This is a genomic window from Cupriavidus sp. SZY C1 (assembly GCF_032190535.1).
In the GTDB taxonomy this organism is placed as follows: domain Bacteria; phylum Pseudomonadota; class Gammaproteobacteria; order Burkholderiales; family Burkholderiaceae; genus Cupriavidus; species Cupriavidus pauculus_C.
Genome location: NZ_JAUANU010000012.1, coordinates 146,781 through 169,815, shown reverse-complemented (window position 1 = coordinate 169,815; position 23,035 = coordinate 146,781). Strand labels below are relative to the sequence as shown.

Below are 23,035 nucleotides of genomic sequence, written 5' to 3'. Positions count from 1 at the left end.
AAGACGCAAACGACTGCCGGGCCGGCCGATGCACCGGGGTGCCGCGGTCGGGTCAGGCCCAGAGCCTCTCCACCACCCAGCTCGCGGCAATACAGATTCCGAGCCAGATGGCGAGGCAGCTTGCGATAAATCGGTACGTCATTGTGGTTGGGAACAGCGGCAGGACAGTTTCTGAGGGAATTTTGGCGTCGGATTATACATACATTCACGAATGCATGTATCGGCCAGATTTCCATCGGATTTAGTCCAGCTAGCGATGATGCCAGCACCCGGCGAACCGTGCAGACAGGTGCTTTAGCCGTCCGGTGACAGAAAGCGAAGATTGGGGCGGAGAGGATGTGATCGATGCGGCGCCCACTCGGCTGGGCGGGCCGGCTGTGGAGAACGGCCGGAGCCGGCCCCGCCACCCTGGGGATGGGGCGACCGGCCGGCTCAATTCATTGACGAATCAGATACTTGGCGCCGATCACCCGCGCAGGAACGGCAGCACTTCGGCCAGCAACTGCTCGGGAATTTCCTCGGCGATGTAGTGGCCGCTGGGCAGCGCGTGGCCCTGCACGCGGCGCGCCACCTTGCGCCATTCATCCAGCGGCTGGAAACATTTTCCGATCACACCGTTGGCGCCCCACAACGCCAGCATCTCGCATTCGACCATGCGGCCGGCGTCGATGTCGGCCCGGTCGTGCTCCAGGTCGATGCCGGCACTGGCCCGGTAGTCCTCGCAAAGGCCGTGCGCGGCACCCGGCTGGCGCAGGCAGCGCAGGTATTCGGCCATGGCGGCGTCGGTGAACGGCGACAGGCCCGCGCTGCGGCTGCCCATGGTCTGCTGCAGGTACTGGGCCGGATCGGCTTCGATCAGCGTCTCGGGGAACGGCGCCGGACGGATCAGGAAGAACCAGTGGTAGTAGGCCCGCGCGAACGCCTCGGTGGTCTGCGAGTACATCGCCAGCGTCGGCGCGATATCGAGCGTGACAAGCTTTTCCACGGCCTGCGGATGATCGACCGCCAGGCGGTGGGCCACGCGGGCGCCACGGTCGTGCGCGAGCACGCGGAAGCGCTCGAAGCCCAGCGCGCGCATCACGGCCAGTTGGTCGGCCGCCATGGTGCGCTTGCTGTAGTTGCTGTGGTCGGGCAGCCCGGCGGGCTTGCCGCTGTCGCCATAGCCGCGCAGGTCGGTGGCCACCACCGTGTAGTGCCGCGCCAGCTCGCCGGCCACCTTGTGCCAGATCACATGGGTCTGCGGATGGCCGTGCAGCAGCAACAGCGGCGGGCCGTCGCCGCCCACCACGGCATGGATGGCCACGCCGTCGTGGTCGATGCGGTGCGTCTTGAAACCTTCGAACATCGATCGTCTCCTTGGCTGGGCCGGCCAGGCGGACGGCCCTGTGGCGGCAGTCTAATCCGGGCGGCGGCCGACATTATTTCGCCCCCGTCACTTCATTCGTGCCGGGGATGACCGAATGGCGACGGCGGACGCGCCGCTCAGGGCAGCAGCAGGATGGCGCCGGTGGTCTCGCGGCGCTCGGCCGCCTCGTGGGCGCGTGCCACGTCGGCCAGCGGAAAGCGGGCGCCGATGTCGACCTTGACATGGCCGGCCGCGATGGCGTCGAACAGGTCCTTCGCATTGGCGCGGAAGCGCGCGGTATCGGCGTTGTGCGGAAACACGGACGGGCGCGTCAGGAACAGGCAGCCCTTCTTGTTCAGCAGCTCGGGCTCGATGGCCGGCGCCGGGCCCGACGCGGCGCCGTACAGCACCACCATGCCGAAGGTCTGCGCGCAGTCCAGCGACCCCAGGAAGGTGTCCTTGCCCACGGCGTCGTAGACCACGGTCACGCCCTGGCCGCCGGTGGCATCGCGCACCTGCTTGACCCAGTCGCCATGGCTGTAGTCGATGGCCACGTCGCAGCCAGCCGCCTTCGCACGCTCGCACTTGGCCGCCGAGCCCGCCGTGCCGATCACGCGCGCCCCCAGCGCCTTGGCCCAGCCGCTGAGGATCTGGCCCACGCCGCCGGCGGCGGCATGCACGAGCACCGTGTCGCCGGGCTTGACCGCGTGGGTATGGCGCACCAGGTACTGCGCGGTCATGCCCTTGAAGATCGTGGCGGCGGCCTGTTCGTCGCTGACGGCATCGGGCAGCTTCACGAGCCGGTCCACGGCCACGTTGCGGCCCTCCGCATAGGCGCCCAGGCCCGCGTTCATGTACGCCACGCGATCGCCCACGGCCACGTCGGTCACACCTTGCCCCACGGCCTCGACCACGCCGGCCGCCTCGAACCCGAGGCCCGTGCCCGCCGGCAGCGGGTACGTGCCGCGGCGCTGGTAGATGTCGATGAAGTTGAAGCCGATCGCGGTATGCCGGACGCGCGCCTCGCCGGGCGCCGGCTCGGGCAGTTCGACGTTCTCCAGCCGCATGACCTGCGGCAGGCCGAATTCGTGGAGGCGGATGGCGCGGACGGTGGCTGGCATGGGGTCTCCTCGATCTGGCAGAAAGTGAAGGCCCGATTATTGACGCTTTTGCGAATCCCTGCCGGCCGCGCCTACGCCAGTTCGGCGCTCATGCAGAGCGCGCTGGTATTGCGCAGGCGCAGGAATTCCTGGCTTTCCAGCACCTCGGGCGGCAGCTTCGAGGCGTGGATCAGCGAGAAGCCGTAGCGCGCGAAATAGCTGGGACAGGTGGAGGTCAGCAGCACGGCACGGCGGCTGCCGTTGGCCCGCGCGCGCATCATCACCGCGTTGACGAGGTGGCTGGCCACGCCCTGGTCGCGCCATTCGCGCAGCACGGCCACCGAGCGGACGATGGCCGTGTCGCCGAACAGCTCGGCGCAGGCGCAGCCCACCAGTTGCGAATCCATGACAGCCACGTGGAACTCGCCCACGAGCCGCGGCAGATCGTCCACCGGCAGGCCGCACCGCTCAAGAACGGCCCCGATGGCGGGCGCATCCGACGGCTGAGCCATGCGGATTCGCAGGTCTTTAATCATTTGGAGCCTCTGTTTCTCTCATCACGTTGCGACGGATACGCCATGGAAGCCCTGCATGGTGAAACCGGGTGCGCCGCGGGCCGATAATGTTTGGCCCGGCAGTCATACGACGACGCGCGCGTCCGAGAGCGGTGAAATGCTGACGATTGGTGCGCGTGCGCCCCACAGTATCGCAATCGCGGCCGGGATTCCAGAGGGAAATCACCGGATGCGACGCGTGCCACGCCTGGTGAAACCGGGAGCATGAAATGCGCCAGGGCGGGCGTGAGTATCGCTATCGTTCATGACGGCGAAACGCGCGTCAGCGAACTGGAAACCGAAAGGGAAAACCGCAGGGAAATGGAGGCGGGGATCCGGAATCGAACCGTCGTAAACGGCTTTGCAGGCCGTCGCATAACCACTCTGCCACCCCGCCCCGGGGAGAAGACGGACCGAGCGGGCCGTCCTGTGGTGCGGGGCGCAGTGTAGCCCAAGTGGAAAAAGTCTGCAGGGCGCGGCGCGCCTGGCCGGCCGGCTAGCCCTCGGGGCTGCCCATCGCCGACTGCAGGTAGTTCTGCAGGCCGACCTTGCGCACCAGTTCGAGCTGGGTCTGCAGCCAGTCGACGTGGTCCTCGGTGTCGTCGAGGATGTCGGTCAGGATGTCGCGCGACACGTAGTCGCTGACCGATTCGCAGTACTTGATCGCCTCCTTGAGGTTGGCCTGCGACACCAGCTCCAGCTTCAGGTCGCAGCCGAGCATTTCCTCGGTGTTCTCGCCGATCATGAGCTTGTCCAGGTCCTGCAGGTTCGGCAGGCCGTCGAGCATCAGGATGCGTTCGATCAGGCGGTCGGCGTGCTTCATTTCCTCGATCGACTCGTCATACTCGTGCTTGCCCAGCGCCGTCAGCCCCCAGTGGCGATAGATGCGGGCGTGCAGGAAATACTGGTTGATCGCGGTGAGTTCATGCTTGAGCTGGCCATTCAGCAACTGGATGACCTTTTTGTCGGCTTTCATGACGGCTGCCCCTAAAATGCCTGGCGGTGATTTTCCATGGTAATGGGCGAGACCGGAACTTCAAGCCCGGCGCGGCTTTCCAGCCATTTGGCGCGCAAATAAATTATGTTTCGCGCGATTATGCAAGTGATACTGATTTCAATTTCGGCAAAATAAAAGCGCCTCCGGCGGAGGCGCTCTCACTGGCATCGGGCAGTGCCGCTGCCGCAGCGATTATTCGCCGCTGGCGCGATAACGGTTGCGCAGGTCGCGGATCAGGTCGTGGTTGCGCAGCACGCCCTGGTACTGGCGCTCGATCAGCGCGCGGATATCGAAGCTCAGGTCGGTTTCCTGCAGCGCGTCGGCGTACTTTTTCTTGGCGACGTCCTCGCCCTTCTCGGTTTCTTCCAGGATCGCCAGGTCGGTGCGGTCCGACACCGCCGAGCGCAGGCTCACCCAGCCGCGATGCAGCGCGCCGGCCACGCTGCCGTGATCCTCGGGCTTGCCGCCCAGCGCCACCACCTGGCTCTGCAGCTCGCGCACGGCGGCGCCGCATTCGGTCGCGCGGCTGGAGAACAGCGTCTTCAGCTCGGGATTCTTCGCGTCCTCGGCCGCCTTGCGGAAGCCTTCCTCGCCGTCGCGCGAAACTTCGATCAGGTCATTGAGTACGGACACATTGTTGTCAGCCATAACGAACTCCTCTCATCGTGCGCGGCACCCCCGGTGCCACGGCGCATGGAACATCCCGCAGCGGCGCTGAAGGCCGCGCGGTCCTTGGTTCCAAGATAGAAGAGCCGCCTCGCGCAGGCTGTCGGGACGCCTCGCAAGCCGATGTCGGTCTGCGCCTACAGGCGCGGCATGACGCGGGATTCAGTCCAGCAGGTGTCCCATGCGCGACCGCTTGGTCGCCAGGTACTTTTCGTTCTCGGCGTTAGACGGGACGATATGGCGCATCTGCTCGGTCACCTTGATGCCGGCGTCTTCCAGCGCCTTGATCTTGACCGGATTGTTGCTCATGAGTCGCACGGAATTGACGCCCCACTGGCGCAGGAAGTCGGCAGCAAACGCATAGGTGCGGGAATCGATGGCCTGGCCGAGCGCCAGGTTGGCATCCACGGTATCGAGCCCGCCATCCTGCAGCGCATACGCGCGGATCTTGTTCGACAGCCCGATGCCACGGCCCTCGTGGCCACGCAGGTACAGCAGCACGCCGCGGCCTTCCTCGGCAATCTTCTTCATGGCCAGGTCGAGCTGTTCGCCGCAATCGCAGCGGCAGGAGCCGAACACGTCGCCGGTCAGGCACTCCGAATGCAGCCGCAGCAGCACGTCATCGCCCGAAATATCGCCCATCGAGAGCGCAAGGTGTTCGGTACCGGTATCCAGGCCCTGGAAGGCATGGGCGGTGAATTGGCCATAGCGGGTCGGCAGCCGGGCGGAGCCGATCAGCTCACTTTCTAGGTCTTTCATATTGATTTCGCTGGAGGCGCCATGGGGCCCGCGCGGCATGATGCAGGCACGGGGCAGGCGCGCCACGCGGCGCCGATTGGGAGAGGCGCGAACGCAGCATGCCGGCAAGGATACCGCGAAATGCATTCCGCCATCCCTGGCGGGGTTATCTGCCAAGCCCTTGCGCGCGGCACCATCGGCCGGTAGCGGCAATGAAAAAGGGCCGCCCGAAGGCGGCCCTTGTGCCGGGTAGACCCTGGCGCAGCCCCGGCCCTTACTCCACCGTCACCGACTTGGCCAGGTTGCGCGGCTTGTCCACGTCCGTGCCGCGGGCGCAGGCCGTGTGGTAGGCCAGCAGTTGCAGCGGCACCACGTGCAGGATCGGCGACAGCGCGCCGTAGTGCTCGGGCATGCGGATCACCTGGATGCCATCCGACGACTGGATGTGCGTGTCCGAGTCGGCGAACACGTACAGGCGGCCGCCGCGGGCGCGCACTTCCTGGATGTTGGACTTCAGCTTTTCCAGCAGCGAGTCGTTCGGGGCCACCGTCACCACCGGCATGGCCTCGGTCACCAGTGCCAGCGGGCCGTGCTTCAGTTCGCCGGCCGGGTAGGCTTCGGCGTGGATGTACGAGATTTCCTTGAGCTTCAGCGCGCCTTCCAGGGCGATCGGGTAGTGCAGCCCGCGGCCCAGGAACAGCGCGTTTTCGCGGCGGGCGAAGTCTTCGGACCAGGCGATGATCTGCGGCTCCAGCGCCAGCACGCCGTGCAGCGCGGCCGGCAGGTGGCGCAGGTTGGTCAGCGCGTCGGCTTCTTCCTGCTCGGTCAGGTGGCCGCGCACCTTGGCCAGCGCCAGCGTCAGCATGTACAGCGCGGCAAGCTGCGTGGTGAACGCCTTGGTCGATGCCACGCCGATCTCGGTGCCGGCGCGCGTCAGGAAGCGCAGTTCGGTCTCGCGCACCATGGCGCTGGTGGCCACGTTGCAGACGGCCAGCGTGTGCTGGTGGCCCAGCGAGCGGGCGTGGCGCAGCGCGGCCATCGTGTCGGCCGTCTCACCGGATTGCGAGATCACCACCACCAGCGCGCGCGGGTTCGGCACGGTGTCGCGGTAGCGGTATTCGCTGGCCACTTCCACCTGGGTCGGGATCCGGGCCACCGACTCCAGCCAGTACTTGGCCGTGCAGCCCGAGTAGTAGCTCGTGCCGCAGGCCAGGATCAGGATGCTGTCGATGCCGGCGAACACGTCGGCGGCGGTCGGGCCGAACAGTTCCGGCGTGATCGCGGCGATGCCTTCCAGCGTGTCGCCCAGCGCGCGCGGCTGCTCGAAGATTTCCTTCTGCATGAAGTGGCGGAACGGGCCAAGCTCCACAGCGGCGGCGTGCGCCTCCACCAAGCGCTCCTCGCGCACCACCTCGATGTCGTTGATGTCACGGATCGTGGCGCCGGCGCGCGTCAGCTCCACGACGTCGCCCTCTTCCAGGTAGATGATCCGGTTGGCGGTGCCGGCCACGGCCAGCGCGTCGGATGCCAGGAACGACTCGTCGTTGCCCAGCGCCACCACCATCGGCGACCCGGCGCGGGCGCCGACCACCACGTCGGGATTGTCCTTGGCTACCACGGCAATCGCGTAGGCGCCGTGCAGGCGCTTGGTCACCACGCGGACCGAGCCGAACAGGTCGCCGCGCGTGGCGCTGCTCGGGTACGTGTACGCCTGGTGGATCAGGTGCGCCACCACTTCGGTGTCGGTCTGCGACTCGAACCCGTAGCCCACGGCGCGCAGTTCGTCGCGCAGCGGCTCGTAGTTCTCGATGATGCCGTTGTGCACCAGCGCGATGGTCTCGTCCGAGAAATGCGGGTGGGCGTTGACCGTGTCGGGCTTGCCGTGCGTGGCCCAGCGCGTGTGCGCGATGCCCAGGTGGCCGCCCAGGCCCGACGCCTGCGTCTGCGTGTCCAGGTCCGCCACGCGCGACACGGTGCGGGCGCGCTCCAGGATCGCGTCGCGCACGACGGCCACGCCGCACGAGTCATAGCCGCGATATTCCAGGCGACGCAGCCCTTCGATCAGGACGGGAACGATATTGCGGTGCGAAACCGCGCCGACGATGCCACACATAGCTGAACCCCTTTATTTTTTCGGTTGCTTGACCGGACGCTGCCAGGCGTCGATCGTCATCTGCTTGGCGCGCGACAGCGTGAGCTTGTCGGCCGGCGCCTCCTTCGTCAGCGTGGTGCCCGCGCCGATCGTGGCACCGCGGCGCACCACCACGGGCGCCACCAGCTGCGTATCGGAGCCGATGAAGACATCGTCCTCGATGATCGTGCGGTGCTTGTTCACCCCGTCGTAGTTGCAGGTGATGGTACCCGCGCCGATGTTCACGCGCTGGCCCACCGTGCTGTCGCCCACGTAGGCCAGGTGGTTGGCCTTGCTGTGGTCGGCAATCTGGCTGTTCTTCACCTCGACGAAGTTGCCGATGTGCACGTCTTGGCCCAGCTCGGCACCCGGGCGCAGCCGCGCGTACGGACCGATGCGGCCGTCCGGCCCGATCTTTGCTTCCTCGAAATGGCAGAACGGTTGCACGCGCGCGCCGGCGCCGATGGTGGTGTTGCGGATCACGCAGTGCGCACCGATGTGCACGCCATCGTCCAGGTGCACGCGGCCTTCGAACACGCAGCCCACGTCGATGGTCACGTCGCGCCCGCAGGTAAGCTGGCCGCGCACGTCGATGCGCGCGGGGTCCAGCAGCGTGACGCCCGCTTCAAGCAGACGTTGGGCGATGTTGCGCTGGTGGATGCGCTCGATCTCGGCCAGCTGGACCTTGCTGTTGACGCCCAGCGTCTCCCACAGCGCGGCGGGCTGGGACGACACGATCTCCACGCCGTCCGCGGCGGCGCGTGCGATGGTATCGGTCAGGTAGTACTCACCTTGCGCGTTGTCGTTGCCCAGCGTGGCAAGCCAGTTGCGCAGGTGGCCAGTCGGGCAGACGATGATGCCGGTGTTGATCTCGCGGATTGCGCGTTCTTCGTCGCTGGCGTCCTTCTGCTCGACGATCCGGACGATGTTGCCGGCGGCGTCGCGCACGATGCGGCCGTAGCCGGTGGGATCGGCCATCTCGACGGTCAGCACGCCCATGCGCTCGCTGCAGGCGGCCTCCACGAGGTGTTGCAGCGTGGCGGCCGACGTCAGCGGCACGTCGCCGTACAGGACGAGGGTAGGCTGGGCGTCATCGAGCAGGGGCAGTGCCTGCATCACGGCATGGCCGGTGCCCAGTTGCTGCGCCTGCTCGGCGAAGGCGACATCGTCGGCGGCCACGGCCTGGCGTACGTGCTCGGCGCCATGGCCGACCACGACGACGAGCCGGGACGGCGCGAGCGTACGGGCAGTATCGAGCACATGTGCCAGCATCGGCTGGCCGGCGACCGGGTGCAGTACCTTGGGCAGCGCGGAGTTCATGCGCTTGCCCATGCCCGCGGCAAGAATGACGATATTCACAAGGAGGTTCCTAAGTGAGTGTGTCCGAGAAAAATCTGAAGAATCCGAGCCTGGGAGCGCTATGGCAGATGGCGCTGAACCGTTGCCAGCATTGGGCTGGCGGGCGATTCGCGAGCCCTGGGAAGATGCGCGCCGATTCTAGCATGCGTGCCTGCGCCGCATTAGGACGATCACCTGGCGTTACGGTTGTTCACATTTGGTCACGCCGCGTTTTTGCATGGTTTGCAGCATTTACCATGGTCGCGGCGTTGGCCGGCTGCAACGCGATGAAGCTCGGCTACCAGCAGGGCGACCGCTTGGCCTACTGGTGGGTGGACCGTTATGTCGACGTCTCCGACGCCCAGGAGCCACCGACCAAGGAGGCCATCGCCCGCTTCTTTGGCTGGCACCGCCGCGCCCAGTTGCCCGAGATCGAAAAGGTGCTGACGCGGGTGCGCGGCGAGGTGTCCGGCCCGGTGGACGCCGGCATGATCCGGCAGGTCCAGCAGGACACCAACCGCCTGGGCCGCCAGGCGTTCGAGAACGCCGTGCCGGACCTGGCGGACCTGCTGCTGACGCTGACGCCGGACCAGATCAAGCGCATGGAGGCCAAGTTCGCGGAGAGCAACGCCAAGTACCGCAAGGAATTCCTGAAGCCGGACCCTGCGGCGCGCACCGAGGCGCGGTTCGACAAGATCATGGACTATTCCAAGCTGGTCTACGGCAACTTCTCGACCGAGCAGGAGCAGGAAATCCGCGCGGCGATGGGGCCGTACATGCAGGGCGCCGAGGCCCGCTACGCCGAGCGCGTGAAGCGGCAGCAGGAATGGGTGGAGATTGCCCGCGAGGTGTCCACCAACCATCCGCCCAAGGCCCAGGTGGAAGACATGCTGCGGAAGTACGCCGACCACTGGCAGCGGCCGTCGGCCGGCGAGCAGCGCAGCACGTCAGCCGGCGTGGACCTGACCGTCAAGATCGCCAACATGACCACGCCCGAGCAGAAGGCCCACGCCGTGAAACGCTTCGACGGCTGGATCGCGGACACGCGATCGCTGATGCGCGGCGGCGGGGAATCGTCGCAGGCGGCGAAGTAAGCGGGTCAGGGAGCCGGCTGGCGGTGTTTGGCTCCCTCCGCCTTGTCCTTCCCGATGCAGTCGAAGCGGACGAACTCCATCCGGTTCGGCTCGACGTTGCCGGTGAACTGCAGCGCCTGCTGGCTGTAGGTGGTCTCGCCGAACAGCGACGCCTCGTCGACCTTGGCCAGCCCGGTGGCCAGCCCCGTGAACGGGAACAGGTCAGTGTCGGCCAGGTGCGACGGCACCACGTTGCGCAGCGCCGAGAAGATGTTGTCGATGCGGCCCGGGTGCTCGCGCTCCCACTGCTGGATCATCTCGTTGACCTTCTTGCGCTGCAGGTTTTCCTGCGAGCCGCACAGGTTGCACGGGATGATCGGGAACGCCATGGCGCGCGCGTACGACGCGATGTCCTTCTCCGAGCAGTACGCCAGCGGCCGGATCACGATGTGCTGGCCGTCGTCGGTGGCCAGCTTGGGCGGCATGGCCTTCATCTTGCCGCCGAAGAACATGTTCAGGAAGAACGTGTTGACGATGTCGTCGCGGTGGTGGCCCAGCGCGATCTTGTTGGCGCCCAGTTCCTTGGCCGTGCGGTAGATCACGCCCCGGCGCAGCCGCGAGCAGAGCGAGCAGGTCGTCTTGCCCTCGGGCACCTTCTCCTTGACGATCGAATACGTGTCCGCCTCGACGATCACATATTCCACGCCTAGCGACTTCAGGTATTCGGGCAGGATGTGCTCGGGAAACCCGGGCTGCTTCTGGTCCAGGTTCATCGCGATCAGCTTGAACTGGATCGGCGCCCGCTTCTGCAGCGCCGTCAGCACCGACAGCATCGTGTACGAGTCCTTGCCGCCGCTCATGCAGACCATGACGGTGTCGCCGTCCTCGATCATGCCGAAGTCGCCGATGGCCTTGCCGGTCTGCGACTGCAGACGGGTTTCAAGCCGGTAGAAGTTAGCCGAGTGACTCATAAGACGTACCTGTGACGGGGCCGGCGCTGAACAATGGCCGGGCGCCCGAAAGAAATGCCGGGATGGACGGGGCGATATTCTACTAAACCGGCCCGTCCGCCGGGTTGTGCGTCCGCAGGCGCCGGTCCCGGCTGGCCGTCCTCAGCCCTGCTTGATGTGGAACACCTCTACGCCGACCGACTCGCAGTCCGGGTAGACGTCGGGCTTTTCCGTCGACACGCGCACCGCGCGCACCTTCGGATGCTGCAGCATGGCGCGCGCCACGTCGTCGCACAGCGTTTCCTGCAGGTGAATGTGGCCCTGCGCCATGCGGGCGGCCACGGTATTGCGCATGAAGTCGTAGTCGACCACTTCCTCCAGCCGGTCGGCCTGGGGGGTGGTCTCGGCCAGCGACACGAACAGGTCGATGTTCACCAGCACGCGCTGCTCGCCCTTCTTCTCGAATTCATGCACGCCGATGTTGATCTGCACTTCGAAGTTGCGCAAGAACATGCGGCGGCAGTCTTGCAGGCTGGGATGGGAAAGGGCGGCAAAGGTCATGGCAGGGTCGATCGAGGTACGGCTCATTCGGTCAGGAACATCACGTCGCGGGCCAGCGGCATCAGGTGCTGGCCACCGTCGACGTACAGCGTGGTGCCGGTCACGGCGCGCGCGCCGGCCAGGTAGGCCACGGCGTGGGCGATGTCGTCCGGCGTGCTGGACTTGCCCAGCGGCGTCATCGCGTGGGCGCGCACGAAGCCCGGATCGGACTGGTCGCCCGACACCAGCGTGATGCCCGGCGCCACGCCCACCACGCGCAGCCGGGGCGCCAGCGCCTGGGCCAGCTGCACCGTGGCGGTCTGCAGCGCGGACTTCGACAGCGTGTACGACAGGAAGTCCGGATTCAGGTTGTTCAGCTTCTGGTCCAGCAGGTTGATCACCACGCCGCGCTGCTCGGTCTGGTTGCCGTCGGCACCGAGCGCCTTGTGCATCTCGCGGGCCAGCAGCAGCGGCGCCGCCACGTTGGTGCGCATGTGGGTGTCGAGCGAGCCATACGAGAAGCTGGTCGCCACGTCGTACTGGAACAGCGACGCGTTGTTGACCAGGCACGTCGGCACGCCGATCTCGGCGGCGCACGCCGCGATCAGCCGGGCCGTGGCGGTCTCGTCGGCCAGGTCGGCCTGCAGCACGGCGGCCCGTCGGCCCAGCCCGCGGATCTGCGTGGCAAGCGCCTCGGCCTCGTCGCGCGATCGGTTGCAGTGGACGGCGACGTCCCAGCCCTGCATGGCGAGCTCCAGCGCGATGGCCCGGCCCAGCCGGCGCGCGGCGCCGGTCACCAGCGCCACGCCGCGCGAGGGGACGCCGGCGGCGCCCTGAGTATTCGAATCTGGCATTGCTACAATTCGCGGTATGCAGAAAGTCGCTAGTCTACCCCTTCCCTCCGCCGACGCGCTCGGTGCCTCGCAGGCCCTCTCCACCGTCATCGGCGACGCCATCGCGGCGGCCGGCGGCTGGATCGGCTTCGAACGCTACATGTCGCTGGCGCTCTACGCCCCGCGCCTGGGCTACTACAGCGGCGGCGCCGCGAAGTTCGGCCGGGGCGCCGACGACGGCAGCGACTTCATCACCGCCCCCGAACTCACGCCGTTCTTCGCCCGCACGCTGGCCCGGCAGTTTGCGCCGCTGATCGGCCAGGCGCTGCCGCATGTGATGGAATTCGGCGCCGGCACGGGCCGGCTGGCGGCGGACCTGCTGCTGGCGCTGGAAGCCGAAGGCGCGCTGCCCGATACCTACCGCATCGTCGAGCTGTCCGGCGAACTGCGCGCGCGCCAGCAGGACACGCTGGCTCGCCGGGCGCAGCACCTGGCCGCCCGCGTGCAGTGGCTCGACGCGCTGCCGGACGCCTTCGAGGGCGTCATCGTCGGCAACGAGGTGCTCGACGCCATGCCGGTGCGGCTGTTCGCCCGCATCGGCGGCCGCTGGCACGAACGTGGCGTGGTACGCCAGGGCGACACCTTCGCGTTCCAGGACCGTCTGCTGGCCGACGCCGCGATCCCGGCCCGGCTGGCCGCCATCGAAGGCGACCACGACGTGGTCACCGAGACCCACGAGGAGGCCGAAGGCTTCGCGCGCGCGGTTGGCGCCCTGCTGGCGCGTGGCGCGGCGTTCTTCATCGACTATGGCTTTCCGGCGTCGGAGTACTACCACCCGCAGCGCGTGGGCGGCACGCTGATGTGCCACTACCGCCATCACGCCCACCCGGACCCGTTCCTGTACCCCGGGCTGCAGGACATCACCGCCCACGTGAATTTCACCGGCATCGCCGAGGCGGCATCGGACGCCGGCCTGACCGTTGCCGGCTTTGCCTCGCAGGCCCGATTCCTGATGAACGCCGGCATCACCGACTTGATGATGTCGCTCGACCCATCGGACGCCGCCAGCTTCCTGCCGCAGGCCAACGCCGTGCAGAAGCTGCTCAGCGAGGCTGAGATGGGCGAGCTGTTCAAGGTCATCGCGCTGACGCGCGGCATCGACGACGCGCTGCCACTGTCCGGCTTCTCGCGCGGCGACCGCAGCTACGCACTCTGACCGGGGCCCCCATCATGATGCGCTGGACCCTGACCATCTTCCTCTGCGTGATCATCCTGTCGGCCGCGCTGCCCTGGCTCCAGAAACTCGGCCTGGGCCGCCTGCCCGGCGACGTCCGCTTCCGCGTATTCGGCCGGGAATACGTACTGCCATTCGCGTCGACGATCCTGCTGTCGCTGGTGGCCCTGGTGATCGGGAAGCTGCTGTAGCGGGGGGTGTTTTCGCTCCGCTCTGCCGCCTCGCGGGACAGGGGTTGGCGGAGAGGGCCGGCCGTGACATCGCCGCACGCCCCGCTTTGCTCCCCTCTCCCGCATCGCGGGAGAGGGGTTGGGGGTGAGGGCCGGCCGTGACATCACCGCACACGCCGTTTTGCTCCCCTCTCCCGCATCGCGGGAGAGGGGTTGGGGGTGAGGGCGTTGAGGGTCTGCTTGCCGACCACATCGCATATTGGATCGCTGGCCCTCACCCCCGGCCCCTCTCCCGCAGGCGGGAGAGGGGAGAAAACAAAGCGGAAGAGCAACCTATGCCGGACCCGGCCAACCCACCAGCCACCGGCAACCAGCCACCGGCAACCAGCCACCGGCACCAGCCATCAGCGTCCTACCCCGCCACCCCCAGCCTTTCCGCCACTGCCGCGATGCGGGCCTTGTGGACTTGTTCCTTGATCTGGTCCACGCGGTCGGCGCATGCCTTGGCGATGGCGCCGGCGTCGACCGATGCGGCGGCGTCGCGGGCGGTCATCAGGCGGTCCGTCTGCGGATAGTCGCGGTCCTCGAAGCCCAGCCGACCGCGGGCGTCGGCCTCGCAGGCGCGCAGGGCCTCGGCGAAGCGGTCGGGCTTGCGCAGCGCGTCGCAGCGCTCCACCAGCCGCGTCAGCGCGGCGGCACCGAACTCGCCCGAGCGATGGATGTTGCCGTGCTCGCGCGCCACCAGCACCGCCAGTTCCCGGCAGTCGTTCGGTACGCGCAGCCGCCGGCAGACGTCCTCCAGCAGCGCGACGCTGCGCTGCTCGTGGCCGATATGGCGCGGCAGCACGTCCTGGGGCGTGGTGCCCTTGCCCAGGTCATGGGTCAGCGCGGCGAACCGCACCGGCAGCGAGAAGCCGCGCCGGGCGGCGTAGTCCAGCACCATCATCACGTGCACGCCGGTATCGACCTCGGGATGGTAGTCGGCCCGCTGCGGCACGCCCCACAGCCGGTCCAGCTCGGGCATCAGCCGCGCCAGCGCGCCGCAGTCGCGCAGCACGTCGAACATGCGCGACGGCCGATCTTCCATCAGCCCGCGCGCCAGTTCCTGCCAGACGCGCTCGGGCACCAGCGCGTCGACCTCGCCCAGTTCCACCATCCGGCGCATCAGCGCGACGGTCTCCGGGGCCACCGTGAAGTCGTGGAAGCGCGCCGCAAACCGCGCCGCGCGCAGGATGCGCACCGGGTCTTCGGCAAAGGCGTCCGACACATGGCGGAACACCCGCGCCTGCAGGTCCTGCCGGCCGTTGAACGGGTCGATGATCTCGCCAACGAGGTTGTCCTGCGCGTCCACGGCCTGCGCCATCGCGTTGATGGTCAGGTCGCGGCGCGCCAGATCGTCCTCCAGCGTCACGTCGGGGCCGGTATGGAACGCAAACCCCTTGTAGCCGACCGCCGTCTTGCGCTCGGTCCGCGCCAGCGCGTATTCGGCGCGCGTCTGCGGATGCAGGAACACCGGGAAGTCCTTGCCCACCGGCTTGTAGCCGGCCGCCTCCATCTCGGCCGGCGTGGCGCCGACCACCACGTAGTCGCGGTCCTGGCTGGGCTTGCCCAGCAACTGGTCGCGGATGGCCCCGCCGACGGCATACACCTGCATGGTCATCCCGTGACGATGATCGCGTCGGGCCGCTCGGGGCGCAGGCGGTACGGTTCGTCGGCCGGCACGAAATCGCGCTCCTCGCGCGCGGCGGCCACCCATTCCTGCAGCGCGGGCAGCGCCAGGATGAAATCGGCGTATGCCTTGGCCGCTTCGGGCAGGTGCACGCCGTACGTGGCAAAGCGGCTCACCACGGGCGCGTAGAACGCGTCGGCCACCGTGAAGGTGCCGAACAGGAACGGCCCCTTGGCGCCGTGGCGCGCGCGCAGGTCGGTCCAGATGGTGGCGATGCGGTCGATGTCCTGCTGGACGGCCACGTTCCAGCCCAGGCCCGGCAGCACGGCGGTCACGTTCATCGGCATCTGGTTGCGCAGGTTGAAGAAGCCCGAATGCATCTCGGCGCAGATCGAGCGGGCCACGGCGCGGTCGGCCGCGTCGGCCGGCCAGAGCTGAAGCTGCGGAAAGCGCTCGGCCACGTATTCCGAGATCGACAGCGAATCCCAGACGGTCAGGTCGCCGTCGACCAGCGCCGGCACCTTGCCGGCCGGCGAGTAGCGCGCGATTTCCTCGTTGAACGCCTTCGTGAACAGGCGCAGCGGGATTTCCTCGAAGTCGATGCCGGCCTGGCGCAGCAGCAGCCAGGGACGGAGCGACCAGGACGAGTAGTTCTTGTTGCCGATGACGAGCTTCATCGCGGATTCCTTGGGGGCGGACAGGGAGGGGGCGGGCACCGGCGCGCGGCCTGGCGCCCTGGACCAGACATTCTATCGACGCGCCGGACGGTCTCCAAACGAATTAGGCTCGCAAGCCTGTGAGCCGCAGTCACATCGGCGGCGGTCCGGCCGGCCGTCAGCGGTGGACGCTGCCGCGCATCGACTGCAGGAACGTGTCGCGGTTGCGGCCCGCCAGCACGTCGGTCATCACCGCTTCCAGGCTCACCGGCTGCACGCCAAGTTCCGCCGCCATCGGCTGGCCGAGCACGTTGTCCAGCCGCATCGAGTCCAGGTTGTCGCGCGACAGCACCGTGCCGCCGGGCATGTGTTCCAGCACCGCCGCCTGCATGCGCGCCAGCGCGTCGGGCAGCGCGATGATCGGGCGCGGATGGCCCGACGCGCGGCCGGCAAACTTGACCAGTTCCTCCAGCGTGTACACCTGCGGGCCGCCCAGCTCGTAGGTCTGCCCGATCGTCGCGCCGTTGGCCATGGCGTTGACGAACGCCTGCACCACGTCCATCACGAACACGGGCTGGAAGCGCGCATGGGCGCAGGCCAGTGGCACCACCGGCGCCACGTGCTGCAGCTGGGCGAACAGGTTCAGGAAATGGTCGTCGGGGCCGAACACGACGGACGGGCGGAAGATCGTCCAGTCCAGCCCGCTCTCGCGCACGATGCGCTCGCCCTCGCCCTTGCTGCGCAGGTACATCGACGGGCCTTCGGGCGCCGCGCCCAGCGCGCTCATATGGATCAGCCGCCGGACGCCGGTGCGGTTGCACGATTCGACGATCTGGCGCGGCAGGTCGACGTGCGCGGCCGCGAACTGCGGGCCGTAGGGGTCGCCGCGGTCGCCGTGCAGGATGCCGACGAGGTTGACCACGATGCCATCGACCCCGAGCGGCCCGATCGCATCGTCCAGCGACGCCGCATCCGCCAGCCCCAGCTCGGCCACCTCCACGCGAGGCAGCAGCAGCAGGTGCTGGGCGTGCTCCACGCTGCGCGACCCGACGACGATGCGGTCGGGCGCGATGGGACTGTCGGGATTGGCCGCCGGATCAAGCGGCGCGCCGGACGCGGACGCCGCGCCGGCCAGGCGGGATACCAGGTGGCTGCCGATGAAGCCGGCGCCCCCGATGACTAGAACGTTGCTGGTCTTCATACATGGGCTCCGATAATCGCGTGTCGGTCACGGGACGCTGCATCCGTTGCGCGCGTCCCGGACCGCGGAGCCCGCCGCCTGCCGGCGGCGCCGGTCAGGGCAGGCTGGTCGTGGTGACCGTGGACGGCGCGACCACCCCCAGGCGATCCTTCAGCGACTGGGGCCGGCCACTCATCAATGCAGCATAGTACGTGGCGTTGGAAAGCACATTCTTGACATAGTTGCGCGTTTCCGTGAACGGGATCGTCTCTGCAAAGATCGCGCCTTCCACGGGCCGCATCAGGCTCGAACGCCACGCCTTCGGGCGTCCCGGGCCGGCGTTGTACCCGGCGGATGCCAGCGTCCATGAACTGTCGAGGTCCGTCAGCACCATGCTCATGTAATTTGTACCAAGCATGATGTTGACGGTCGGGTCGCTCATCATCGACGGCGAGAAGTCCGTCATGCCGATCTTCCGGGCCACGTACCTGGCCGTGGCGGGCATGACCTGCATCAGCCCGTGCGCCCCGGCCGACGACCGCGCGTTCATGATGAAGCGCGATTCCTGGCGGATCAGCCCGTACGCCCAGGCCATGTCCAGCCCCACGTCGTCGGTGGCGCGTTGCATGATGTCCCGGTACGGCATGGGAAAGCGCTGGGCGAAGTCGTGCTCCACCTTGGTGCGGTCCGACGTGTTGACGGTACGGTCCAGCAGCTCGATCTTGCGCGCGTACTCGGCCGCGGCCAGCAACTCGCGGTCGGTCATGCCGCGCAACTCCCAGTTCCACTCGCGGTTGCCCTCGAAGCGCAGGTTCATGTCGTAGAACTTCTGCGCGCGCTGGAAGCCCGGGCGGGTGCGCATGGCCATCGCCTCGGCGTCGCTGACCGTGGTGCGGGCCGGCAGCGAGATCCGGTTGCCCAGTTCCTCGCTGGCAAGCTGGCCGTAGAAGTTGAACTGGCCGGCGATCGACTGGAACTGCGTCTGCGCGTCCTGCGTGCGGCCCTCGGCCTTCAGCGCGCGGGCGTACCAGTACGTCCACGCCGCGTCCTTGGCGCGCAGCTCGGGGCGCATCAGCTCCACCGACTGCCGCACCTGCTTCCAGTCGCCCTGGCGCAGCGCCGCGCGCACGCGCCACTCCTGCGTTTCGTCGGACAACCACTGGTTGCCGCCCAGGTCCATCTGGCGGCGGTAGTACTGCGCCGCTTCCGGCATCAGCTTCTTGGCGGCGAACTGGCCCACCACGCCCCACGCCGCGCCCTGCTCGTCGCGCGACAGCGTGCCGACGATGGTGCCCAGGTAGGCCGACGCCTGCGCCGGATCGTTGCGCGCCATCTTGACGACGGTTGCCAGCGGGTCGCTGTCCACGCGCGCGTCGGGCACGGCGGCGGCGATCTTGGCGGCCAGCGTCGTGTAGTTCTGTTCCAGCGCCTGGCGTGCCTGGAACGCCACATCGCTGCGCTGGATCTGCTGGCTCTGCAGCAGGTAGGTCACCAGGTCCACGCAGCCGTCGCCGTAGTAGCGCGGATCGACCAGCACCGCGCGCGCCTCGGCGGCCACGTTCTGGCCCTTGAGCGCCTTGGACAGCAGCGCGTAGCACTCCACCTGCGTGTCGTCCTTGAGCACGAACTGCGGATACTGGATGTCGAAGTTGGCCCAGTCGCGCTTCTTGCCCAGCACCAGCAGCCAGTCATTGCGCATGCGGTCGGCAATGGCCTCGCCCTGGTAGCGCTGCAGGAACGCGGCCACCTCGGCGTCCGGGGCGTCGATACGCGCCTGGCCGCCCGTGTCGAACATCTGCGGCTTGATGCGGAAGTATTCGACGTACGACGGAATCGGGTAGTCGACCAGCGTGGCCGAGATGGCGGCGGCGCGGTCGGGATCGTTCTTGCGGGCCGCCTCGCGCAGCGCCACGAAGGCGTCGTCGGGATTCGACGGAATCACGGTCGAGGCAGCAGGCTGCTGCGGAGCCGGACGCACCGGCGCCGGCTTCTTCTGGGCAAACGCCGGCGTCGCCAGCAACGCGCCCGCGAACGCGAGCCAGGCAATGCGGCCCGCGCGGCGCAGATATACTCCCTTCGGCATGCTTTGCTTATCCCTCATGTGGTCGCGCGTGCCCATCCTCAAGCCGGGCACGCCGTGTTCGTTTGTCTCAGATGTCTGATCGCCGGCCATTATTGCACGCCATGCCCCCGACCCAAGCCCCGGACAACGGCCCGGACGCCCGCCAATTCCCCGCCGACACCGACCGCCGCACCCTGCGGCGCGACCTGCTGGCGCTGCGCGCCGCGCTGCCCGACCGCGCCGCCTGCGACGCCGGCATCGACCAGGCCCTTGGCCCCCTGCTGGAACGTCTGGGCGTGCGCCGGATCGGGTTCTACTGGCCGATCCAGCAGGAATTCGACGCCCGCGCCACGGTGACCCGCTGGCTCGCCGGCCTGCCCGGCCGCACGGCCGCACTGCCCGTGGTCGCGGCGCCCGGCACCCCGCTCGACTTCCACGCCTGGACGCCGGACACGCCGATGCGCGCCGGCCACTACGGCATTCCGGTACCCGACGGCACCGACGCCGTGACGCCCGACGCGCTGCTCATTCCCTGTGTCGGTTTCAGCGCCGACAAGTTCCGCCTGGGGTACGGCGGCGGCTTCTACGACCGCACGCTGGCCGCGCTGGCCGCCCAGGGCGCCACGCCGGTGGCCATCGGCATCGGCTACGAAGCGTGCCGCATCCCGCTGGCTGCGCAGGCGCACGACCTGCCGATGGACTGGGTGGTGACGGAACGGGGGGTTTGGTAGGGGGGCCAGCCGACTGACGCCGCTGGCTGGTGCCCCTCTCCCGCGACGTGGGATAGGGGCTGGGGGTGAGGGTGCTGAGGATCTGCTTTCCGACCGGTGGCAGTTTGAAGCGCCATGCCCTCACCCCCGACCCCTCTCCCGCGCGCGGGAGAGGGGAGCAAACCGGGGGCCTGAGCCCAGCCCTTACAACTTCAGCCGCTGCCAGATTGCCTTGGTGGCGGCGGCCGTGTTCAGCGTGTAGAAGTGCAGCCCCGGCACGCCGGCGGCCAGCAGGCGTTCGCACAGCGCGGTGACCACGTCCAGGCCGAAGGCGCGAATCGATTCCTTGTCGTCGCCGAACGATTCGAGCTTCTTGGCCACCCAGCGCGGCACTTCGGCGCCGCACATTTCCGAGAACCGCATCAGTTGCGAATAGTTCGTGATCGGCATGATGCCGGGCACGATCGGCACGTCCACGCCCACGGCGCGGGCGTCGTCGACAAACCGGAAGTAGGCGTCGGCGTTGAAGAAGTACTGCGTGATCGCCGAGTTGGCGCCGGCCTTGACCTTGCGGGCGAAGTTGTCCAGGTCGTGGCGCGGCGAGCGGGCCTGCGGGTGGTATTCGGGGTACGCCGCCACCTCGATATGGAACCAGTCGCCGGTCTCGGCGCGGATGAATTCCACCAGCTCGTTGGCGTAGCGGAACTCGCCGATCTCGCCCATGCCCGACGGCATGTCGCCGCGCAGCGCCACGATGTGGCGGATGCCGCCCTGGCGGTAGGCGTCCAGGATGGCGCGGATGTTCTCGCGCGTGGAGCCCACGCACGACAGGTGCGGCGCGGCCTCGATGCCCTCGCGCTGGATCTCCAGCACGGCGTCCAGCGTGCCCTGCTGCGTGGTGCCGCCGGCGCCGAACGTCACCGAGATGTACTTGGGCTGCAGCGGCGCCAGCTGGGCGCGCGTATTGCGCAGTTTCTCCGCGCCCTCCGCCGTCTTGGGCGGGAAGAATTCGAAGCTGTAGTAGCGGTCAGTCATGGTTGGCACGCCGCGCGGGCGGCGCCCCTTTTGGATACGGTCGCGCTTCAGTCCCGGTCCCCGAGCAGCACGCTCGCGAGGATGGTGGAAATCACGCTATAGAGAATCGAGCCCAGCAGCGCGGAGCCGAACCCCTGGACGACAAACCCCTGCAGCAGGTTGCCGACGAACAGGAACAGCAGCGCGTTGATGATGAAGATGAACAGCCCCAGCGTCAGCAGCGTGACCGGCAGCGTCAGGATGACCAGGATCGGCCGGATCAGCGTGTTGACAAGGCCCAGCACCAGCGCGGCAACCATCGCCGAGCCAAAGCCGCCGAGTTCGATGCCGCTGAGCAGGTAGCTCACGAGGAACAGCGAGGCGGCGTTGATGATCCAGACAGCCAACAGTCTCATTGCGACTCCTTTGTTCTTGGGATGGAGGACATCGGCGGGGAGCGGCCAGGCGCCCCTCCCCGCCCCCGCTCCCGACGCGCGGGAGACGGGTGCAAACCGCGGGGCCAGCCCCGGCGATCAGTAGCGGTAGTGGTCGGCCTTGTACGGGCCTTCCTTCTTCACGCCGATGTAGGCGGCCTGCTGCTCGGTCAGCTCGGTCAGTTGCGCGTTCAGCTTCTTCAGCTGCAGGCGCGCCACCTTCTCGTCCAGGTGCTTGGGCAGCGTGTAGACGCCCACCGGGTACTTGTTGCTGTCGCGCTCGACCCACAGTTCGATCTGGGCGATGGTCTGGTTGGCGAACGAGCTGCTCATCACGTACGACGGGTGGCCCGTGGCGCAGCCCAGGTTCACCAGGCGGCCCTTGGCCAGGATGATGATCTTCTTGCCGTCCGGGAACTTCACGTGGTCCACCTGCGGCTTGATCTCGTCCCACTCGTACTTCTCGATGGAGGCGATGTCGATCTCGTTGTCGAAGTGGCCGATGTTGCAGACGATGGCCTGGTCCTTCATCCTGGCCATGTGGTCGTGCGTGATCACGTGGTAGTTGCCGGTGCAGGTCACGAAGATGTCGCCGTGCTCGGCGGCGTAGTCCATCGTCACCACGCGGTAGCCTTCCATGGCGGCCTGCAGCGCGCAGATCGGGTCGATCTCGGTCACCCAGACCTGGGCCGACAGCGCGCGCAGGGCCTGGGCGCTGCCCTTGCCCACGTCGCCGTAGCCGGCCACGACGGCGATCTTGCCGGCGATCATCACGTCGGTGGCGCGCTTGATGCCGTCCACCAGCGATTCGCGGCAGCCGTACAGGTTGTCGAACTTGCTCTTGGTCACCGAGTCGTTGACGTTGATGGCCGGGAACTTCAGTTCGCCGCGCTGGGCCATCTGGTACAGGCGGTGCACGCCCGTGGTGGTTTCCTCGGTCACGCCGCGGATGGCGGCCAGGTTGCGGCTGTACCACGCGCCGTCCTTGGCCAGCTTTTCCTTGATCGCGGCGAACAGGTAGGTTTCTTCCTCGCTGGTCGGCTTGGCGATGACCGAGGCGTCCTTCTCGGCGCGGGCGCCCAGGTGCAGCAGCAGCGTGGCGTCGCCGCCGTCGTCCAGGATCATGTTCGGCGTGCCGCCGTCGGCCCAGTCGAAGATGCGGTGCGTGAAGTCCCAGTATTCCTTGAGCGACTCGCCCTTGAACGCGAACACCGGCGTGCCCGACGCGGCGATGGCGGCGGCGGCGTGGTCCTGGGTCGAGAAGATGTTGCACGACGCCCAGCGCACGTCGGCGCCCAGCGCCTGGAGCGTCTCGATCAGCACGGCGGTCTGGATGGTCATGTGCAGCGAACCGGCGATGCGGGCGCCCTTGAGCGGCTGGGCGGCGGCAAACTCGTCGCGGATCGCCATCAGGCCGGGCATCTCGGTCTCGGCGATGGCGATTTCCTTGCGGCCCCAGGCGGCCAGGCCGATGTCGGCGATCAGATAGTCTTGCTTCAGGTCAGTCACAGCGTTCATGAGTCACTCCGGTGTAAGAGTGGCACGCGAACGGAACGGGAGGATGGCGGACGCGCCATGCGGCGGCTGGCAAACGCAGCCGGATCGGGCATGACGGGCAGACAGGTCGACTCGCGCCCCGTG

General features: G+C 67.8%; 22 protein-coding genes and 1 tRNA gene. 4 read left to right on the top strand and 19 right to left on the bottom strand.

What is annotated here, in order from left to right:
* Positions 1-466 precede the first annotated feature (466 nt).
* From QTN24_RS18930 to glmU, 9 genes are all read right to left on the bottom strand, one after another.
* Positions 467-1,345 (bottom strand): alpha/beta hydrolase, encoded by an 879-nt coding sequence (locus QTN24_RS18930; RefSeq protein WP_313838969.1) that lies wholly within the window; start codon positions 1,343-1,345, stop codon positions 467-469.
* A gap of 137 nt (positions 1,346-1,482) precedes the next feature.
* Positions 1,483-2,466 carry a quinone oxidoreductase gene (locus QTN24_RS18925; protein WP_313838966.1) on the bottom strand — a complete coding sequence of 328 codons (984 nt, stop codon included), beginning with the start codon at positions 2,464-2,466 and terminating at the stop codon, positions 1,483-1,485.
* Positions 2,467-2,537: 71 nt separating this feature from the next.
* Positions 2,538-2,981, bottom strand: a complete 444-nt coding sequence (locus tag QTN24_RS18920; protein ID WP_124682632.1) for a GNAT family N-acetyltransferase — start codon at positions 2,979-2,981, stop codon at positions 2,538-2,540.
* 340 nt (positions 2,982-3,321) lie between these two features.
* A tRNA-Cys gene (locus QTN24_RS18915) sits at positions 3,322-3,396 on the bottom strand.
* A 99-nt stretch (positions 3,397-3,495) separates the two neighbouring features.
* A complete protein-coding gene (bfr, locus tag QTN24_RS18910) occupies positions 3,496-3,975 on the bottom strand; it encodes a bacterioferritin (RefSeq protein ID WP_313838964.1) in 480 nt (159 codons plus the stop codon).
* Positions 3,976-4,188: 213 nt separating this feature from the next.
* Entirely contained in the window at positions 4,189-4,644 is a 456-nt protein-coding gene (locus tag QTN24_RS18905; RefSeq protein ID WP_124682634.1) for a PA2169 family four-helix-bundle protein, read from the bottom strand.
* Between the two features lie 180 nt (positions 4,645-4,824).
* The gene (gene ribA, locus QTN24_RS18900) at positions 4,825-5,421 is read right to left on the bottom strand and encodes a GTP cyclohydrolase II (RefSeq protein ID WP_124682635.1); all 597 of its coding nucleotides are present in this window, start codon (positions 5,419-5,421) and stop codon (positions 4,825-4,827) included.
* 253 nt (positions 5,422-5,674) lie between these two features.
* Positions 5,675-7,513, bottom strand: coding sequence for a glutamine--fructose-6-phosphate transaminase (isomerizing) (gene glmS / locus QTN24_RS18895; RefSeq protein ID WP_313838962.1), 1,839 nt, complete (start codon positions 7,511-7,513; stop codon positions 5,675-5,677).
* Between the two features lie 12 nt (positions 7,514-7,525).
* The gene (gene glmU, locus QTN24_RS18890; protein WP_313838960.1) at positions 7,526-8,890 is read right to left on the bottom strand and encodes a bifunctional UDP-N-acetylglucosamine diphosphorylase/glucosamine-1-phosphate N-acetyltransferase GlmU; all 1,365 of its coding nucleotides are present in this window, start codon (positions 8,888-8,890) and stop codon (positions 7,526-7,528) included.
* Between the two features lie 236 nt (positions 8,891-9,126).
* Between glmU and QTN24_RS18885 the strand changes: the two genes are divergently transcribed.
* Positions 9,127-9,963 carry a DUF6279 family lipoprotein gene (locus tag QTN24_RS18885; protein WP_253699977.1) on the top strand — a complete coding sequence of 279 codons (837 nt, stop codon included), beginning with the start codon at positions 9,127-9,129 and terminating at the stop codon, positions 9,961-9,963.
* 5 nt (positions 9,964-9,968) lie between these two features.
* Here QTN24_RS18885 and ttcA read toward each other — a convergent pair whose 3' ends face one another.
* The 3 genes from ttcA to QTN24_RS18870 all read right to left on the bottom strand — a co-directional run bounded on the left by ttcA (position 9,969) and on the right by QTN24_RS18870 (position 12,286).
* A complete protein-coding gene (ttcA, locus tag QTN24_RS18880) occupies positions 9,969-10,913 on the bottom strand; it encodes a tRNA 2-thiocytidine(32) synthetase TtcA (RefSeq protein ID WP_313838958.1) in 945 nt (314 codons plus the stop codon).
* Positions 10,914-11,054: 141 nt separating this feature from the next.
* On the bottom strand, positions 11,055-11,453 hold the full coding sequence (locus tag QTN24_RS18875; protein WP_124682639.1) for a dihydroneopterin aldolase: 399 nt from the start codon (positions 11,451-11,453) through the stop codon (positions 11,055-11,057).
* Between the two features lie 23 nt (positions 11,454-11,476).
* The gene (locus QTN24_RS18870) at positions 11,477-12,286 is read right to left on the bottom strand and encodes an SDR family oxidoreductase (RefSeq protein ID WP_172966008.1); all 810 of its coding nucleotides are present in this window, start codon (positions 12,284-12,286) and stop codon (positions 11,477-11,479) included.
* A 16-nt stretch (positions 12,287-12,302) separates the two neighbouring features.
* Here QTN24_RS18870 and QTN24_RS18865 point away from each other — a divergent pair, with 16 nt between their 5' ends.
* Together QTN24_RS18865 and QTN24_RS18860 are read left to right on the top strand one after the other, a co-directional pair.
* Complete coding sequence (locus tag QTN24_RS18865) at positions 12,303-13,481, top strand: class I SAM-dependent methyltransferase (RefSeq protein ID WP_313838955.1); 1,179 nt, start codon at positions 12,303-12,305, stop codon at positions 13,479-13,481.
* Positions 13,482-13,495: 14 nt separating this feature from the next.
* Positions 13,496-13,690: a DUF2905 domain-containing protein gene (locus QTN24_RS18860; RefSeq protein ID WP_124682641.1), complete on the top strand. Its 195-nt coding sequence runs from the start codon at positions 13,496-13,498 to the stop codon at positions 13,688-13,690.
* A gap of 391 nt (positions 13,691-14,081) precedes the next feature.
* Here QTN24_RS18860 and QTN24_RS18855 read toward each other — a convergent pair whose 3' ends face one another.
* The 4 genes from QTN24_RS18855 to QTN24_RS18840 all read right to left on the bottom strand — a co-directional run bounded on the left by QTN24_RS18855 (position 14,082) and on the right by QTN24_RS18840 (position 19,257).
* A complete protein-coding gene (locus QTN24_RS18855; protein ID WP_313838953.1) occupies positions 14,082-15,323 on the bottom strand; it encodes a multifunctional CCA addition/repair protein in 1,242 nt (413 codons plus the stop codon).
* 2 nt (positions 15,324-15,325) lie between these two features.
* Positions 15,326-16,015, bottom strand: a complete 690-nt coding sequence (locus QTN24_RS18850; RefSeq protein WP_124682643.1) for a glutathione S-transferase family protein — start codon at positions 16,013-16,015, stop codon at positions 15,326-15,328.
* A gap of 157 nt (positions 16,016-16,172) precedes the next feature.
* A complete protein-coding gene (locus QTN24_RS18845) occupies positions 16,173-17,195 on the bottom strand; it encodes a complex I NDUFA9 subunit family protein (protein ID WP_124682644.1) in 1,023 nt (340 codons plus the stop codon).
* A 94-nt stretch (positions 17,196-17,289) separates the two neighbouring features.
* Complete coding sequence (locus QTN24_RS18840) at positions 17,290-19,257, bottom strand: lytic transglycosylase domain-containing protein (protein ID WP_313838948.1); 1,968 nt, start codon at positions 19,255-19,257, stop codon at positions 17,290-17,292.
* 101 nt (positions 19,258-19,358) lie between these two features.
* On the opposite strand from QTN24_RS18840, the gene QTN24_RS18835 reads away from it, so the two are divergent.
* Positions 19,359-19,967 (top strand): 5-formyltetrahydrofolate cyclo-ligase, encoded by a 609-nt coding sequence (locus tag QTN24_RS18835; protein ID WP_313838946.1) that lies wholly within the window; start codon positions 19,359-19,361, stop codon positions 19,965-19,967.
* A gap of 183 nt (positions 19,968-20,150) precedes the next feature.
* Here QTN24_RS18835 and metF read toward each other — a convergent pair whose 3' ends face one another.
* The 3 genes from metF to ahcY all read right to left on the bottom strand — a co-directional run bounded on the left by metF (position 20,151) and on the right by ahcY (position 22,912).
* A complete protein-coding gene (gene metF, locus QTN24_RS18830; RefSeq protein ID WP_124682647.1) occupies positions 20,151-20,981 on the bottom strand; it encodes a methylenetetrahydrofolate reductase [NAD(P)H] in 831 nt (276 codons plus the stop codon).
* A 47-nt stretch (positions 20,982-21,028) separates the two neighbouring features.
* Complete coding sequence (locus QTN24_RS18825) at positions 21,029-21,376, bottom strand: phage holin family protein (protein WP_124682648.1); 348 nt, start codon at positions 21,374-21,376, stop codon at positions 21,029-21,031.
* Between the two features lie 117 nt (positions 21,377-21,493).
* On the bottom strand, positions 21,494-22,912 hold the full coding sequence (ahcY, locus tag QTN24_RS18820; protein ID WP_313838943.1) for an adenosylhomocysteinase: 1,419 nt from the start codon (positions 22,910-22,912) through the stop codon (positions 21,494-21,496).
* Positions 22,913-23,035: the final 123 nt, after the last annotated feature.